Raw genomic sequence first — 14,149 nt, forward strand, 5'->3', positions numbered from 1 at the left:
CAGAAAGGACGGATGAACAATGAGCTTCAAACAAAGAGATGGCGGCGATGAGCGTCCAGAACGCAAATTCGGCGGCCGCAAAGGCCGTAACAAGCGCCGTAAAGTCTGCTACTTCACAGCTAACAAAATTACACACATTGACTATAAAGATACGGACTTGCTTCGTAAATTTATCAGCGAGCGCGGTAAAATTCTACCCCGCCGTGTAACGGGAACAAGTGCGAAGTACCAACGCCTGCTGACGATTTCGATCAAACGTTCGCGTCAAGTGGCGCTTCTGCCTTACACAACGGAATAGTAGCTCAAGAAGACAGCCGGAAAACCGGCTGTCTTTTTCTTGACACAAGCGGCGAAACCGCGCTTTTAACCGGGCGGTTCGCCGCTTATTTTTCTTGCGTACCCTCAAAACCGGCCGGCCTGATCCTGCGCATAATCGCCGATAATCGGCAATTTAAACCAGCGTCCCTGCAGAGCTGTGAGCATGAGCACAATCCATAATATGAATGATACCGGTGCGATAAGAATGCCGACAATCCATCCAATAAGAGGGATAAAGCCCAGCACAAGATTGATAACAATCAAAGCTGCGGAGACGAGGATAGACTGCATGGCGTGAAATTTAACGAACCGGCTCTTTTTTTCAATCATAAGAAACAAAATCCCGGTAACGATGCTGCCCAAATAACAAAGCAGACCTACTATCTTTGGATCTATACCGGTTGAAGACGGATCCGGCAGCATGGCTGGCGACTGCATAACATAACTCACCCTTCCGCGTTATATTCTATTATTTATGTATTCTACTTATAGCTGGTCTATGCAGGAAAAGGGCTAAATTTCAATGGAAGCTGCGGCAGTTTTTGTTCTCATGGAACCGTAAATTATTTGTAACTTTCGCAGGCGTTTACTCGTTTAGAATAAGAGAGTACGGTGTATATAGATAAGGGAGAATAGGAGAGGCCTTGTACCCATGAAACTGTCAAACGGTCAACCTTTACGTAATCGCAAGTGGTTAACAGGTGTTATCGCTTTCATTATTATTGCAGGAATCGCCGGATATCTAAATCGTAATGCCCTAGCCGTTTGGGGCTTCGATGTATTTCTTTCCAATAATGTGGAGAAGCGGCTCGAACAAACTTACCAACCTCTGGAAGGCCGGAACCCTCAGCCGGTTGTGCATAAGAAGGAAGATCCTTTCGGTCTGCTGCTCCTCGGCGTCGATCAACGCGATAAGGAAATCGGCCGCTCCGACACAATGATTTACACAGTTGTCCGTCCCCAGGACGGCGCCATTCTGATGATTTCGATACCACGAGATACTTATACGGAAATTGTAGGCAAACAAACGAGTTCAGGGAATTTATGGAAAGATAAGATTACGCACGCTTACGCTTTCGGCGGGGCAAAAATGTCGGTTGAAACAGTCGAGCGGCTTTTTGGCGTCAGGGTTGACCATTATGCTACAATTAATTTCAAGGGGTTTCGTGACGTTATCGACGCGATGGGCGGCATTTCACTGCCTATTACGGAGGATCTGGTTAATGACGATCCGGACCATGAGAAGTTTGTCGTCAAGGCAGGTCAAGATGTTTACGACGGCAATGACGCACTAAATTATGTGCGGTACCGGGAAGATGCCGGAGGCGATATGAGCCGAACCGGGCGGCATCAGATCTTCTTGAATGCAATGATGAATAAAGCCGCGCAAGTCGGACAATGGGGCAAAATTCCAGGCTTGGTTGATATTATGGGCAGGAACTTCAGCACGGATTTGACGCCGGAGCATATGATAGATCTGGCCAAAAGCATGCTGCAATCGGATAAACGCACGATCTACAGCCATACCCTTAAAGGTGAAGGGCGCCGTCTCGCGGATCACGGGGCTTGGTATTATTTTGCCGATGAAGAGGATTTGACGAACGTTAAAGGATGGATCGATGCTTGGCTCGACCCTGCCAAGACGGTAGAACAGCTGCCGCTTCCGGATGAATACCAAACGAAAAACAACAAGCCGGTGCAGTCGTTATCGGCATCTGATGCGGAAACGGTGAAGGAATGACGAACGCGGCGTACAGTGCCCAGCGCGATCGGTCCGATTGACGTAAGAAAGAATGAAAGTGGGCGAAATAACCAATGAATATCGCATTTTTCTTATTACCGAAGCAAGAGGTTGTTTGCATGACACTGGATGCGACGCTGCGGCAAACGCTGGAGCGGATGGAGCATCACAGGTACACGGCGGTTCCGATTCTCGATCATGATGGGGGCTATGCCGGGACGTTGACGGAAGGCGATCTGCTCTGGTTTATGAAAAACAACCCGAATATTTCATTTGAGCAAACAAACAAAGTAAAGCTCGCGGATGTCCAAATGCGGCTGACGAACCGCGCGGTTAGAATCGATGCCAACATGGTAGACCTCGTATCATTGGCTAAAGTACAGAACTTCGTGCCCGTTGTGGACGACATGAACCGTTTTATCGGTATCGTTCGAAGAAGCGATATCATCGATTATTGCGAAAAGCTGATTCTGAGCGGGAAACCGCTGAATGAGAAGGAAATGGCTGCAGGTTAGGATAAGCGGTTTGCGCTCCGGACCGGGGCATAGTACGATAGAGGAAACAGTTGGAAAAAAGTGCCGTCCTCCTGTGGGGCGGCCTTTAATATGTAAAGCTTCAGGAGGCGCAGGGATGACTAGAAGTAACAGGCATCGGAAAGGCGGCGGTCCGATCCGCGCATTTATGGCAATCGCCGTCATATTGGTTGTTGGATTAGCCGGGTATTTGGTTTATTCCTTTGTTCAGTCCAATGAGAGCAGTCCCGGCACACCGGGCAGCGTCGCGGGTAACGGAGACGGCACCGGCCAAAGCGGACAAGCTGCCGGAGAGGACACTGCCAATTCCGCCGGCGGCTCCGGGGGGAATAATGGCGGCAAGGAAAGCGGCGGTAACGACGGAGGTAATACCGGGCTTACTCCGGCTGAATTACTGGAGGTTGGCGTAACGGATGCCGATTTGGCCAAAGCTTACGACATTGTTATCTCGGGCGGACGGGTCATCAATCCGGAGACGAAGCTCGATCATGAAGGGCTCAATATTGGAATTAGCGGCGACAAGATCGGCGTAGTTACGTCTAAGCCGCTTCGAGGGAAGCGGGTAATTGATGCCAAAGGACTTGTGGTTGCACCGGGGTTTATCGACAATCTTTCTTATGATCCCAATCCGCTGGGTGTCTGGCAAAAGATCGGGGACGGCGTGACAACGAATATTGCGATGCACGGCGGAACGTCGACGCCCAAACAATGGTACAGCTATTATGAGCGCAATCGGACGCCGGTTAACTTTGGCGCTTCCTTCTTTTATACACAGGCGCGAAATCAGTTCAAGCTCAGCCGCTATGCGGAGGCGAAGCCAAGCCAGGTGGAGCAGATCAAGAAGCAGGCGGAGCAGGCCCTTAACGACGGTGCGCTTGGTATTTCTTTCTCCCTCGAATATGTGCCGGGCATTTCGGCCGATGAGGTGCTCCCGCTAATGGAATTGGCACAGGAGTACAATGTGCCGGTCTACTTCCATGGACGTTACTCCGATATGGAGGAACCGGGAACAGAGCTTGAAGGAACGCAGGAATTGGTGGACTATGCGCAGAAAACAGGCGCTGCGGTTCATATTGACCATATTAACAGTACGGGCGGCACCTTCACGATGCCGCAGGCGCTTGCGATCATTGATAAAGCGAGAGAAAAAGGGTTTGATATTACCGCATGTACTTACCCTTACGATTATTGGGGTACGTATTTGAATTCGGCGAGATTCGATACCGGCTGGCAGGAACGTTTCCGGATCACCCACAACGATTTGCAAATCGCAGGAACCACCGAGCGGCTGACAGAAGAAACGTTCAGCATGTACCAGAAGCAGGGCAAGCTTGCGGTCGCTTACGCCATTCCGCAGGAAGCGGTTGTCGATGCCTTCAAGGCGCCTTACGTCATGATCGGCAGCGATGCGATTCTCGAGCCCGGCCTTAACAACCATCCGCGGGCATCCGGCACATTCGCGCGGACGATCGGGCTCTATGTGCGAGAGCAGAAGATTATGTCGCTGTTGGACGGCATAGCGAAGCTCAGTCTGCTGCCGGCTCAGCGGCTCGAGAAGCAGGCGCCGGCGCTGCGGAATAAAGGGCGCATCGCCAAAGGGATGGACGCGGATATCGTCATATTCGACTATAACACGATCAGCGACCGGTCAACGGTCGAGCGTCCCGATTTGATGTCGGCCGGCATCAAATATGTAACGCTTGCCGGACAAGTTGCGCTCGACAACGGCACATTGAACAAAAAAATCCGGGTCGGCGAGCCAATCCGCAGTCATTTCCAGCGGGTAAGCGAAACCGCCGGATCCCTGCAGTGGGGTGCGAGAACATATCCGCTGATCAGCTATAATGACGCGACGTATGTTGATTTGGCTGCTCTTGGAGAGCACGAATACACGGTTACTTGGGATGCGGTGACACATACGTACACCGTAGAGAAAGGCGGCGCAAGCGGGAATGCCGGTGCCCCTGAGACGATGAAAGCGCCGGCGGAAGGCGAACTGATGCTTTCACGCGGTTACTTGGCGAAGGCAGATCATGCAACAAGCGAGCTGCTGTCTATCGGCAAGCGGGCGTTCGTTCCGCTCTCGTTTCTCCAGGCAATCGGAATCAATGCGGAGAACGATGGCGACACATGGACGGTTGAATCATAGCAATCGGAGACCCCGGACAACTGGATTCTGTGTTGTCCGGGGTTTTATGGTATAATGGGGAGTAAAGCTTAGGCTTCCACAAGTAATCGAAGCAAGAGGTGAACGGGTTGAAGACCGGTTTAAAATCTATTCTATGGAGCGCGGCGGCGCTTCTCCTACTATTATCGATCGCCGTTCCAGTATTAAATGCTTTGGTTGCAGCAGTATTAATGGTCCCGACAGTAATCCTGTACACAACACTACCCAGGCGGTCCTTTATTCTGCATATTCTTGTTGTATACGCGGCCGCTTTCGCGGTCATGGGACCTGCCGTACTTATCGTCGGTCTATTCTTTCTCGTCCCGTCAATCATAATGGGCCATCTGTACAGGAAGCAAGTGCCGGCTCGCAAGGTACTGACGGTTACGGTAGTGACGCTGCTTGCCGAGCTGCTGCTGGAGCTGATCTTGTTTGACCTGCTGCTCGATTTCTCGCTGCTGCGGGAAATACGCACATTATTCATGGACACGGTGAATGAGCTGAGCAAGCAGGGACTGATGCCGGCGGGCTGGACGGCCGAGCTGACCGATACCTACATTCAAACGGTAATTCATTCGATCCCAATGGCGATCATTACCGTATCGTTCTTGTTTGCAGTCATCACGCATGCTATTGTAAGACCGATTCTGTGGTCGTCCGGCATATCCGTGCCGGGGCTTCAACAAGCAAAGGATTGGAAACTGCCGCGAATTTTCGTTTTCTATTACTTGATCGCGCTCTTGGCCGATATGGCCACACCGGACACTGGCGATTCGTTCATGACGGTGATGCTGCTCAATTTGGTTCCGCTTATGCGAATTGCTTTTTCGATTCAGGCGATGGGGTTGTTTTTCTTTATTGCGCACGAGCGCAGGTGGCATAAAGCGGTACCGCTGCTGCTGTCCGCGATCGTCGTGATTTTCCCGCCGCTCAGCTTGATTGGAGTATTGGATGCCGGATTTCCGATTCGAAAAGCGTTTAAGAAACCTTGACAACAGGGGCGAATGAGAAATGCCGAAGTTTCTGATAAAACGGTGGCATGGTATGCACCATTTATGGGCCTTTGTGCTGATATTGCTGCTTACCGTCACATTAGCATGGTATCAATGGCTGTTCGGAGTGGTTGGACTGCTTCTGGCAGTGGCGGTCGGCGTCTATTCCGTCATGGCGGAGCGGGCGTTCAGGCGGGACTTGAAGGTGTATTTGGGGACGCTCTCTTATCGGGTGAAAAAGGCCGGCCACGAAGTCATCAGCGAGCTGCCGTTCGGTATTATTTTGTACAACGAGGATAAGACGGTCGAATGGCATAATGCGTTCGTTACCCACATGCTGGAGCGGGAATCGGTTGTAGGAGAGTCGCTTGACGATTTGTTCCCGACACTGTCCCAGGCGAAGGAACGGGAAGGAACGGTCGAGGCGGCGATCGGCGGCTCCGTCTATGAGCTGATGTTCCGGTTCAATGAAAGGCTCCTCTACATTCGCGATATTACGCAGCGCTGGCAGCTGGCCAAGCGGTATGAGGATGAGAAGCTAGCGCTCGGTATCGTCATGATGGACAATCTCGAGGAAGTTACGCAAGGGATGGATGATCAGCAGAGGAGTTTGCTGCTCTCCAAGGTCACTGCGGAAATTACGGACTGGTCCAGTAAGTTCCACGTATATTTAAAAAGGCTTACATCGGACCGGTATTTGGTCATCACCGACCAGAAAACGTTGAAGCAGCTGGAATTATCCCGTTTTGTCATCCTGGATGAAGTGCGGGAGATGACGGCGGAAAGTAAAATTCCGATGACGCTCAGCATAGGATTTGCAGCGGGTGCCGATAACATCGTGGAGCTCGGGCATTGGGCTCAATCGAGTCTGGACTTTGCTCTTGGGCGAGGCGGCGATCAGGCGGCGGTTAAGGTAGGCCAGCGGCAATCGTTCTACGGCGGCAAGTCAAGCGCGGTGGAGAAACGGACCCGTGTCCGCGCCCGGGTCGTCGCTCATGCGCTTCGCGACCTCATTCGCGAGAGCGATAATGTGATGATTGTAGGTCATAAGATGCCCGACATGGATTCTCTCGGAGCCGCCGTCGGGGTGCTGAAAGCGGCGCAGATGTTCAACAAGGAAGCATTCATCGTGCTGGAGGGCGTCAATCCCGCCATTCAGAAAATGATGGAGATGTTGAGGGAAGAAGAGCGTATTGCCAAGCGGTTTATAACGCCTGACCAAGCGCTTGGGCTCGTCGATTCCGGCACGCTGCTCGTTGTGGTCGATACGCACAAGGCTTCAATGGTGAAAGAGCCGAAGCTGCTGACATTGACAGATAAAATCGTAGTCGTCGACCATCACCGCCGCGGGGAGGAATTTATCAACAACGCAATCCTCATCTATATGGAGCCATATGCGTCTTCGGCGTGCGAGCTCGTCACCGAGCTGCTGCAATATATTCATGACCGGGTTATGCTCGATGTCCGGGAGTCCACGGCATTGCTTGCCGGCATTACGGTCGATACGAAGAGCTTCTCGCTCCGCACAGGATCCCGCACATTCGAGGCGGCATCGTTTCTTCGCCGCAACGGCGCGGATTCGATGCTGATTCAGCGTATGCTGAAAGAGGATCTTGCAGAGTATGTGAAAAAAGCGGAAATGATCAAGCATGCGGAAATCGTTTATGAGCATATTGCAATCGCGATGACGGAGCAGGGAAAGCAGTATTCGCAGCTGCTGATTGCCCAGTCGGCGGATACGCTTCTCAACATGACCGACATATTGGCTTCATTCGTTATCGGGGAGCGTCAGGACGGCCTGATAGGCGTAAGCGCCCGCTCTCTGGGCCATATGAATGTGCAGGTTGTGATGGAACGGCTCGGCGGCGGGGGCCATTTAACGAATGCCGCCGCCCAGATGGAGGGGACCGTTGCGGAAGTGGCGCAGCGGCTTAAGCAGGTGCTTGAGGATATCGATAAGGAAGAGGGGTTGTTCGAATGAAAGTGATCTTGCTGCAGGATGTCAAGGGTCAAGGCAAGAAGGGCGATGTGAAGGAGCTCTCGGAGGGGTACGTACGGAACTTTCTACTACCGAAAGGGCTTGCGAAGCTGGCATCCGACGGTAATCTTAAGACGCTCGAATTGCAGAATGCTTCGGAACAGAAGCGTAAAGACAAGGAGAAAGAAGACGCCAAGGCGCTTGCGGTCCGGCTGGAAGCCTTAACCGTCGTAGTGAAGACGAAAGCGGGCGAAGGCGGCCGTTTGTTCGGAGCCATAACGACTAAACAAATAGCCGAAGCACTTGAGACGCAGGGTATAAAAGTGGATAAACGCAAGATTGAATTGGAAGATCCGATCCGCACGCTTGGCGTTACGCAGGTACAAGTGAAGCTTCATCCGGAAGTTAAGGCGAAGCTGAAGGTTCAGGCATCGGAGGAATAATCGCGAATAAAAGGAGTTCTATGGGCCGATGAGCAACGAGCTGATGTTTGACCGCGTACCCCCGCAAAATATCGAGGCCGAGCAGGCTGTACTCGGAGCCGTACTTCTGCAGGCGGAAGCGCTGATCACCTCGATGGAGCGGCTGCGAAGCGATGATTTCTATACCCCGGCGCACCAGCTGATATTCGAAGCGATGGTTGAACTCGGCGAAGCAAATCAACCGATCGACCTCGTAACGCTTACTGCCTATCTGCAGGATCGGCAGCAGCTCGAGGAAACTGGCGGCGTCAGCTATTTGGCGAAGCTTGCGAATGCGGTTCCTACTGCCGCAAACGTTGATTATTACGCGCAAATCGTGGAAGAGAAGTCTATGGTTCGCCGACTGATCCGGACAGCGACCAATATCGTATCGAGCGGCTATGCTGCTGCGGACGATGTCGGTCTGATGTTGAATGAAGCGGAGCAGCGCATCCTGGAATTATCGAACCGCCGGGCAAGCAGCGGGTTTATATCGATCCGCGACGTGCTGATGGAAGTGTTCGAGCGCGTTGAGCACCTATACACGAATAAGGGCGGCACTACCGGCATACCCTCGGGCTTCAGCGACCTTGACAAGATGACTTCGGGCTTTCAGCGCAACGACCTTATCATCGTAGCTGCGCGGCCATCGGTTGGGAAAACGGCATTCGCGCTCAATATTGCGCAGAATGTCGGTGTGAGATCGCGGGAGACGGTTGCGATCTTCAGCTTGGAGATGTCAGCCGCGCAGCTCGTGCAGCGGATGATATGCGCGGAGTCGAATGTCGATGCAGGCCGGATGCGGACAGGGTATTTGGAAGGCGACGATTGGGAAAAACTAACGATGGCGATCGGTTCGCTGTCTGAAGCGCAAATCTATATCGACGATACGCCGGGAATTACGGTAGCGGATATTCGCGCGAAATGCCGGCGGCTGAAGAAGGAACGCGGCCTTGGCATGATACTTATCGACTACCTGCAGCTCATTCAAGGGCGGGGCAAAGCCGGCGAGAACCGGCAGCAGGAGGTCTCTGAAATATCACGTACGCTGAAGCAAATAGCCCGTGAACTCGAAGTGCCGGTCATTGCGCTGTCACAGCTGAGCCGGGGCGTCGAGCAGCGTCAGGATAAACGGCCGATGATGTCCGATCTCAGGGAATCGGGCTCGATCGAGCAGGATGCGGATATCGTCGCATTCCTGTACCGTGACGATTATTATAATCAAGACACCGAGAAGAAAAATATTATTGAAATCATTATCGCCAAACAGCGGAATGGCCCGGTCGGGACGGTCGAGCTTGTGTTCTTGAAGAACTTCAATAAGTTCGTCGGATTGGACCGTTCGCATCAAGAGCCCGGACAAGCGTCGTAAATTTATTTTAAACTGTAATTATAGTAGTTAATTCCGAACAATTGTATGGGCAGCCGTGCAATTGTTCGTTTTTCATTGACTTTGAAAGATCAGACTGCTACACTAGTTATGCTGCCTGAAACTGGCGGTAATTTTCGGTGTGCGCTTAACATCGGATGGGGGTATGACCATGTCAACAGTAGTTGTTGTCGGAACGCAATGGGGCGATGAAGGAAAAGGGAAAATTACGGACTTCTTGGCGGAAGGCGCGGATGTAGTTGCCCGTTATCAAGGGGGAAACAACGCCGGCCATACCATTCTCATAGGCAATAAGAAATACAAGCTGACGATGATTCCGTCGGGCATTTTTAATGAAAATAAAATATGCGTCATCGGAAACGGTATGGTCATCAATCCTTCTGCACTGATTGACGAAATCAATTATATACATGAGAATAATTTTTCAACCGATAACTTGAAAATCAGCGACCGCGCGCATGTCATTATGCCGTATCATCTCGTTCTCGACGCTCTGGAGGAAGACCGCAAGGGCGATAACAAGATCGGTACGACCCGTAAAGGAATCGGCCCTTGTTACATGGATAAAGCAGCGCGCAACGGTATCCGGATTGCGGACTTGATGGATGCCGGCGAATTCGAGTCAAGACTGCGCCGACTGGTTACCGAGAAGAACCAGGTGATCGAGCAGGTATATGGCGGAGAGCCGCTTGATTGCGATAAGATTCTAGGCGAGTATCTGGGATATGCAGAAATACTGCGTCCATATGTGACCGATACGTCCGTAGTGCTCAACGATGCGATTGACAGCGGCAAGCGCATTCTGTTCGAAGGGGCGCAGGGCGTAATGCTCGATATCGACCAGGGTACTTATCCGTTCGTAACATCGTCCAACCCGACTGCAGGCGGCGTCTGCATCGGCTCGGGCGTAGGACCTTCGAAGATTCAACAGGTGATCGGGGTGGCGAAAGCATACACGACACGCGTTGGCGACGGTCCGTTCCCAACGGAGCTTAACAACGAAACAGGCGATTGGATTCGTGAACGCGGGCACGAATACGGCACGGTTACAGGCCGTCCGCGCCGCGTCGGTTGGTTCGACAGCGTTGTCGTGCGTCACGCAAGACGTGTCAGCGGAATCACGGGATTGTCGCTGAACTCGCTGGACGTTCTGTCCGGGCTCGAAACGGTCAAAATTTGCACCGGCTACAAGCTGGACGGTAAGATCATTGAGACGTACCCGGCTAGCCTCAAGCTCATTTCCGAATGCGAAGCTGTATACGAGGAGCTGCCGGGCTGGAGCGAGGATATTACCAATGCGAAAACGCTTGAGGATTTGCCGGAGAATACGCGCCGTTATGTCGAGCGGGTCTCTGAGCTGACGGGTATTCCGATCTCTATCTTCTCGGTCGGACGCAATCGTGAGCAAACGAATCAGGTGCAGCAAATCTACCTATAGGCCGCAAGGGAAGTTTCGTAGGCCGCAAAGGAAGTTTCGTATCTGAAGAGGATGGCAGATGGGTAGCCGTCCTCTTTTTTTGCGTTAATAATCAATTTTCTCATGATCGCAGTTCGAATTTTTCAGGTTGGTCCAGGCTGGCAGAAATGGTAGTATAAACTTGAAGGTGACAAAATTCCATTTAGACGGCGCTTACAATTTTCGGGCAAACCTTAGGAGGAACCGCAATGATTCGATTGTTTGAAACGAATAAAATACGCAGCGTTCAGGAACTGGAAGGAGACTGGGATTTCGAGCCGATCGGTCAGGACGATGAACTTCCCTCCAGATATCATTACCGGCTTCCGGTGCCGGGCTGCTGGGAAAACCATCCCAAATTCTCCACTTACAGCGGAAAAGGCGTCTACCGCACCTTTATCGAAATTGATGAGCAAACGGCGCTGCGGTTGACCTTCAAAGGTGTCAGCCACACAGCCGACGTCTTCTTCGACGGGGAGAAAGTAGCACATCATTATAATGCATATACGCCATTCACGGCGGTAATTCGTGGTGCGGCTCCGGGCAAGCATGAAATAAGGGTGGTCGTGGACAACTCGTTCAGTGAATTCTCATCGCTTCATGTACCGAACGATTATTACACGTATGGCGGAATTATCCGTCCCGTTGTGCTGGAGAAATTAAACAGCGTATTCATTGAGAGCCTGCACTTTACGCCTTCCAAGGAAAGTGACGGATGGAAGGCTCTTATCCGTGCCCAAGTCCGAAACATCGGACATCTGGATGCTGGAATCTCGCTCAAGGGGCGTCTTGGGGAACAGCATGCGGCAGTTGATGAGGCCTGGGCCTTCTCATTCGCGGAGAAGCTGGTACCAGCAGGGGAAACGGCTTCTTTGGAAGCGATTGTGAGCTTCCCGGAGGCGGAAGCATGGTCCTCCGAAGCACCTCATTTGTATTTGCTTGAGGTGCAGCTTTTTGAAGGAGATGAGACCGCTGCATCCGACGATTTAATAGACCGGGTCGGATTCCGGACTGTTACAGCGCTGGATGGTAAAATCCAGGTCAACGGGGAGGACATCGTGCTCAAAGGGTTCAATCGTCACGAGGACCACCCGATGACGGGAGCTGCAATCCCTTATCCTCTGATGGTGCAGGATATAGAGCTGATGATCGATATGGGAGCGAATGCGGTTCGTACAAGCCATTATCCTAACGACGAGCGATTTCTGGACCTGTGCGATGAACGGGGAATCTATGTCTGGGAGGAGAATCATGCGCGGGGGCTCAGCCTGGAGCAGATGAAGAATCCGTATTTCGAACAGCAGTGCGAGGACTGCAACCGGGAGATGGTGGAGGCGCATTTCAACCATCCGAGCATCATTATTTGGGCCATTCTCAATGAGTGTGCCAGTGATACGCCAGAGGGCAGGGAAATGTATAAGAAGCAGCTGGAGCAAATTCGCGGAATGGACGGCTCCAGACTGCTGAGCTTCGCCAGCCATCACAGGGACAGGGAGCTTTGCTTCGATTTGGCGGATGTGGTTTCATTCAATCTGTATCCTCTCTGGTACGGGGACGAGGACCCCGGCGAGCTGTGCGAGCAGGCCCGGCAGTGGGCGGACCGGCTCGGCGGTCTCGGTAAGCCGATGATCATGAGCGAATTCGGAGGAGACGGTCATTACGGCTTCCGCGATCCTACCCGTGTGCGCGGTACGGAGGAGCGCCATGCCGAGATTATCCGGCGGAATCTGGCCGCGTATACGTCAAGGCCGTTTATATCCGGCATGCTGATCTGGCAGTTCTGCGATTGCCGCGTAACCGAAGGAACGGGCTGGCTGCTCGCACGGGCGGGAACGCAGAACAGCAAAGGGATCGTCGACCGGTATCGCAGGCCGAAGCTCGCCTACGACGTTGTGAAGGAATATTTTTCGGCTGATTAGGGATCGATGCATCGCTGTAAACAACGCAGACTATTTGAACCGGCTGTCTCTATCTGCAGGAATCGGCCGGTTCTAGCAGTAAGAATTATGCCTTGTCCTCGATAACTTGAAAGTTTACCGATATTCGTATGTATAGATGAATGGTTCCTCCGCAGGCTGCCCATACTAACAAGTATGGGTTTTTTAACAGTCTCGAAAGATATCAGCCGTTCCTTTTATTCGAAGAGGGAACGGCAGATTGCGGCGGAGGGTGATTGGAATGTGGAAAATCGCAGGCTGGCTGGTGAAAACAATAGCGGCAGGGCTGATCGTAAGTTTCCTGTCTATATGGACAACCGGTTATGTGGTCAATAGTTATGTAGAGACATTGCTGAAGCAGTACAAAATCCCGCTCGATGTTAAACCGTATGCCATGAGCGGCGTTTGGGGCGGGCTGTGGGGAGCGAATCCCGAGCTCAAGCAGGACGCTAAGCAAAATGCGGCTTCGCCTAAAACCGAAGACTCAAGCGGCGTATCCGGGAGCGGCTCATCGAAAGCGGGGGAAAGCAGCGTAACCGGGGGAAGCTCCTCGGAAAATAGCGGTGCGGCGGATGGAAGTATTGTCACCGGAAGAGAGAGCGGCTCCTCGGAAAATACCGGTTCTACCGGTGGAAGCACCGCGGCCGGGAGCGGCAGCGGAACATCCGGTACTGACGGTTCGCCCGCCACCGGCGGCACTTCAGGTTCAGCCGAAGATAAAGCGGATAGCGGAAAGGAAGCGCCGCTGGCAGTCGACGCCTACGGCGACATCGACTCCGGGCCGCTGACCGATATTGGCGGTGGCACGGGGCCAAAAGGGAACAGCGGCGCGACTTCCGGCAACGGTTCAAGCGGCACGCAAGCGGGCGAAGCGTCTGAAGACGGGATGGCCATGTCCACCGATCAGCTTAACCAGGCCAAAAGTAATATGAGCGAGGCGGATAAGGAGCAGCTGTTTAATCTGATAATGAAAAAGCTGCCGCAGGATGCCTGGCAGCGCATTTCGGTTTTACTTGAAAATGGGCTAACGAATGAAGAGATGACCGAGGTTCAGCAGCTGTTCGCCCAGCATCTGGACAGGTCGGAATATGACAGTATGATGAAAATTCTGAAAAAATATTAATCTGGAGTCAATGCCCGTTTTATTGATCCTCCTGGGAGGCGTGTGTTAAAGTA

General features: G+C 52.4%; 12 protein-coding genes. 11 read left to right on the forward strand and 1 reads right to left on the reverse strand.

Going from position 1 to position 14,149, the window contains the following annotated elements; all coding sequences use genetic code 11:
* The first annotated feature begins 19 nt into the window (after positions 1–19).
* On the forward strand, positions 20–298 hold the full coding sequence (rpsR, locus tag KZ483_RS01360) for a 30S ribosomal protein S18 (RefSeq protein WP_220351009.1): 279 nt from the start codon (positions 20–22) through the stop codon (positions 296–298).
* A gap of 104 nt (positions 299–402) precedes the next feature.
* Here rpsR and KZ483_RS01365 read toward each other — a convergent pair whose 3' ends face one another.
* The gene (locus KZ483_RS01365; RefSeq protein ID WP_220351010.1) at positions 403–756 is read right to left on the reverse strand and encodes a DUF4870 domain-containing protein; all 354 of its coding nucleotides are present in this window, start codon (positions 754–756) and stop codon (positions 403–405) included.
* A gap of 214 nt (positions 757–970) precedes the next feature.
* Here KZ483_RS01365 and KZ483_RS01370 point away from each other — a divergent pair, with 214 nt between their 5' ends.
* The 10 genes from KZ483_RS01370 to KZ483_RS01415 all read left to right on the forward strand — a co-directional run bounded on the left by KZ483_RS01370 (position 971) and on the right by KZ483_RS01415 (position 14,096).
* Entirely contained in the window at positions 971–2,059 is a 1,089-nt protein-coding gene (locus KZ483_RS01370; protein WP_220351011.1) for an LCP family protein, read from the forward strand.
* Between the two features lie 74 nt (positions 2,060–2,133).
* Entirely contained in the window at positions 2,134–2,574 is a 441-nt protein-coding gene (locus KZ483_RS01375; RefSeq protein ID WP_220351012.1) for a CBS domain-containing protein, read from the forward strand.
* Positions 2,575–2,689: 115 nt separating this feature from the next.
* The gene (locus KZ483_RS01380) at positions 2,690–4,741 is read left to right on the forward strand and encodes an amidohydrolase family protein (protein ID WP_258881494.1); all 2,052 of its coding nucleotides are present in this window, start codon (positions 2,690–2,692) and stop codon (positions 4,739–4,741) included.
* A gap of 107 nt (positions 4,742–4,848) precedes the next feature.
* The gene (locus KZ483_RS01385; RefSeq protein WP_220351013.1) at positions 4,849–5,751 is read left to right on the forward strand and encodes a DUF2232 domain-containing protein; all 903 of its coding nucleotides are present in this window, start codon (positions 4,849–4,851) and stop codon (positions 5,749–5,751) included.
* Between the two features lie 19 nt (positions 5,752–5,770).
* Complete coding sequence (locus tag KZ483_RS01390; protein ID WP_220351014.1) at positions 5,771–7,732, forward strand: DHH family phosphoesterase; 1,962 nt, start codon at positions 5,771–5,773, stop codon at positions 7,730–7,732.
* Positions 7,729–8,172, forward strand: coding sequence for a 50S ribosomal protein L9 (gene rplI / locus KZ483_RS01395; protein WP_220351015.1), 444 nt, complete (start codon positions 7,729–7,731; stop codon positions 8,170–8,172). The genes KZ483_RS01390 and rplI overlap by 4 nt, the downstream gene beginning before the upstream one ends.
* A 28-nt stretch (positions 8,173–8,200) precedes the next feature.
* Positions 8,201–9,562: a replicative DNA helicase gene (gene dnaB / locus KZ483_RS01400; RefSeq protein WP_220351016.1), complete on the forward strand. Its 1,362-nt coding sequence runs from the start codon at positions 8,201–8,203 to the stop codon at positions 9,560–9,562.
* A gap of 169 nt (positions 9,563–9,731) precedes the next feature.
* On the forward strand, positions 9,732–11,018 hold the full coding sequence (locus tag KZ483_RS01405) for an adenylosuccinate synthase (RefSeq protein ID WP_220351017.1): 1,287 nt from the start codon (positions 9,732–9,734) through the stop codon (positions 11,016–11,018).
* Between the two features lie 227 nt (positions 11,019–11,245).
* Complete coding sequence (locus KZ483_RS01410) at positions 11,246–12,955, forward strand: glycoside hydrolase family 2 protein (protein WP_220351018.1); 1,710 nt, start codon at positions 11,246–11,248, stop codon at positions 12,953–12,955.
* Positions 12,956–13,214: 259 nt separating this feature from the next.
* Complete coding sequence (locus KZ483_RS01415; protein WP_220351019.1) at positions 13,215–14,096, forward strand: dermokine domain-containing protein; 882 nt, start codon at positions 13,215–13,217, stop codon at positions 14,094–14,096.
* Positions 14,097–14,149: the final 53 nt, after the last annotated feature.

Origin of the sequence: Paenibacillus sp. sptzw28, from assembly GCF_019550795.1 — a bacterium.
Taxonomy (GTDB): domain Bacteria; phylum Bacillota; class Bacilli; order Paenibacillales; family Paenibacillaceae; genus Paenibacillus_Z.

Excerpts from the sequence above, each read along its gene's own strand:
- KZ483_RS01390 (WP_220351014.1), top strand. The coding sequence starts at position 5,771 with ATGCCGAAGTTTCTGATAAAACGGTGGCATGGTATGCACCATTTATGG.
- rplI (WP_220351015.1), top strand. The coding sequence starts at position 7,729 with ATGAAAGTGATCTTGCTGCAGGATGTCAAGGGTCAAGGCAAGAAGGGC.
- KZ483_RS01405 (WP_220351017.1), top strand. The coding sequence starts at position 9,732 with ATGTCAACAGTAGTTGTTGTCGGAACGCAATGGGGCGATGAAGGAAAA.
- KZ483_RS01415 (WP_220351019.1), top strand. The coding sequence starts at position 13,215 with ATGTGGAAAATCGCAGGCTGGCTGGTGAAAACAATAGCGGCAGGGCTG.
- KZ483_RS01365 (WP_220351010.1), bottom strand. The coding sequence starts at position 756 with ATGCAGTCGCCAGCCATGCTGCCGGATCCGTCTTCAACCGGTATAGAT.
- KZ483_RS01370 (WP_220351011.1), top strand. The coding sequence starts at position 971 with ATGAAACTGTCAAACGGTCAACCTTTACGTAATCGCAAGTGGTTAACA.
- KZ483_RS01410 (WP_220351018.1), top strand. The coding sequence starts at position 11,246 with ATGATTCGATTGTTTGAAACGAATAAAATACGCAGCGTTCAGGAACTG.
- KZ483_RS01380 (WP_258881494.1), top strand. The coding sequence starts at position 2,690 with ATGACTAGAAGTAACAGGCATCGGAAAGGCGGCGGTCCGATCCGCGCA.
- dnaB (WP_220351016.1), top strand. The coding sequence starts at position 8,201 with ATGAGCAACGAGCTGATGTTTGACCGCGTACCCCCGCAAAATATCGAG.
- rpsR (WP_220351009.1), top strand. The coding sequence starts at position 20 with ATGAGCTTCAAACAAAGAGATGGCGGCGATGAGCGTCCAGAACGCAAA.
- KZ483_RS01375 (WP_220351012.1), top strand. The coding sequence starts at position 2,134 with ATGAATATCGCATTTTTCTTATTACCGAAGCAAGAGGTTGTTTGCATG.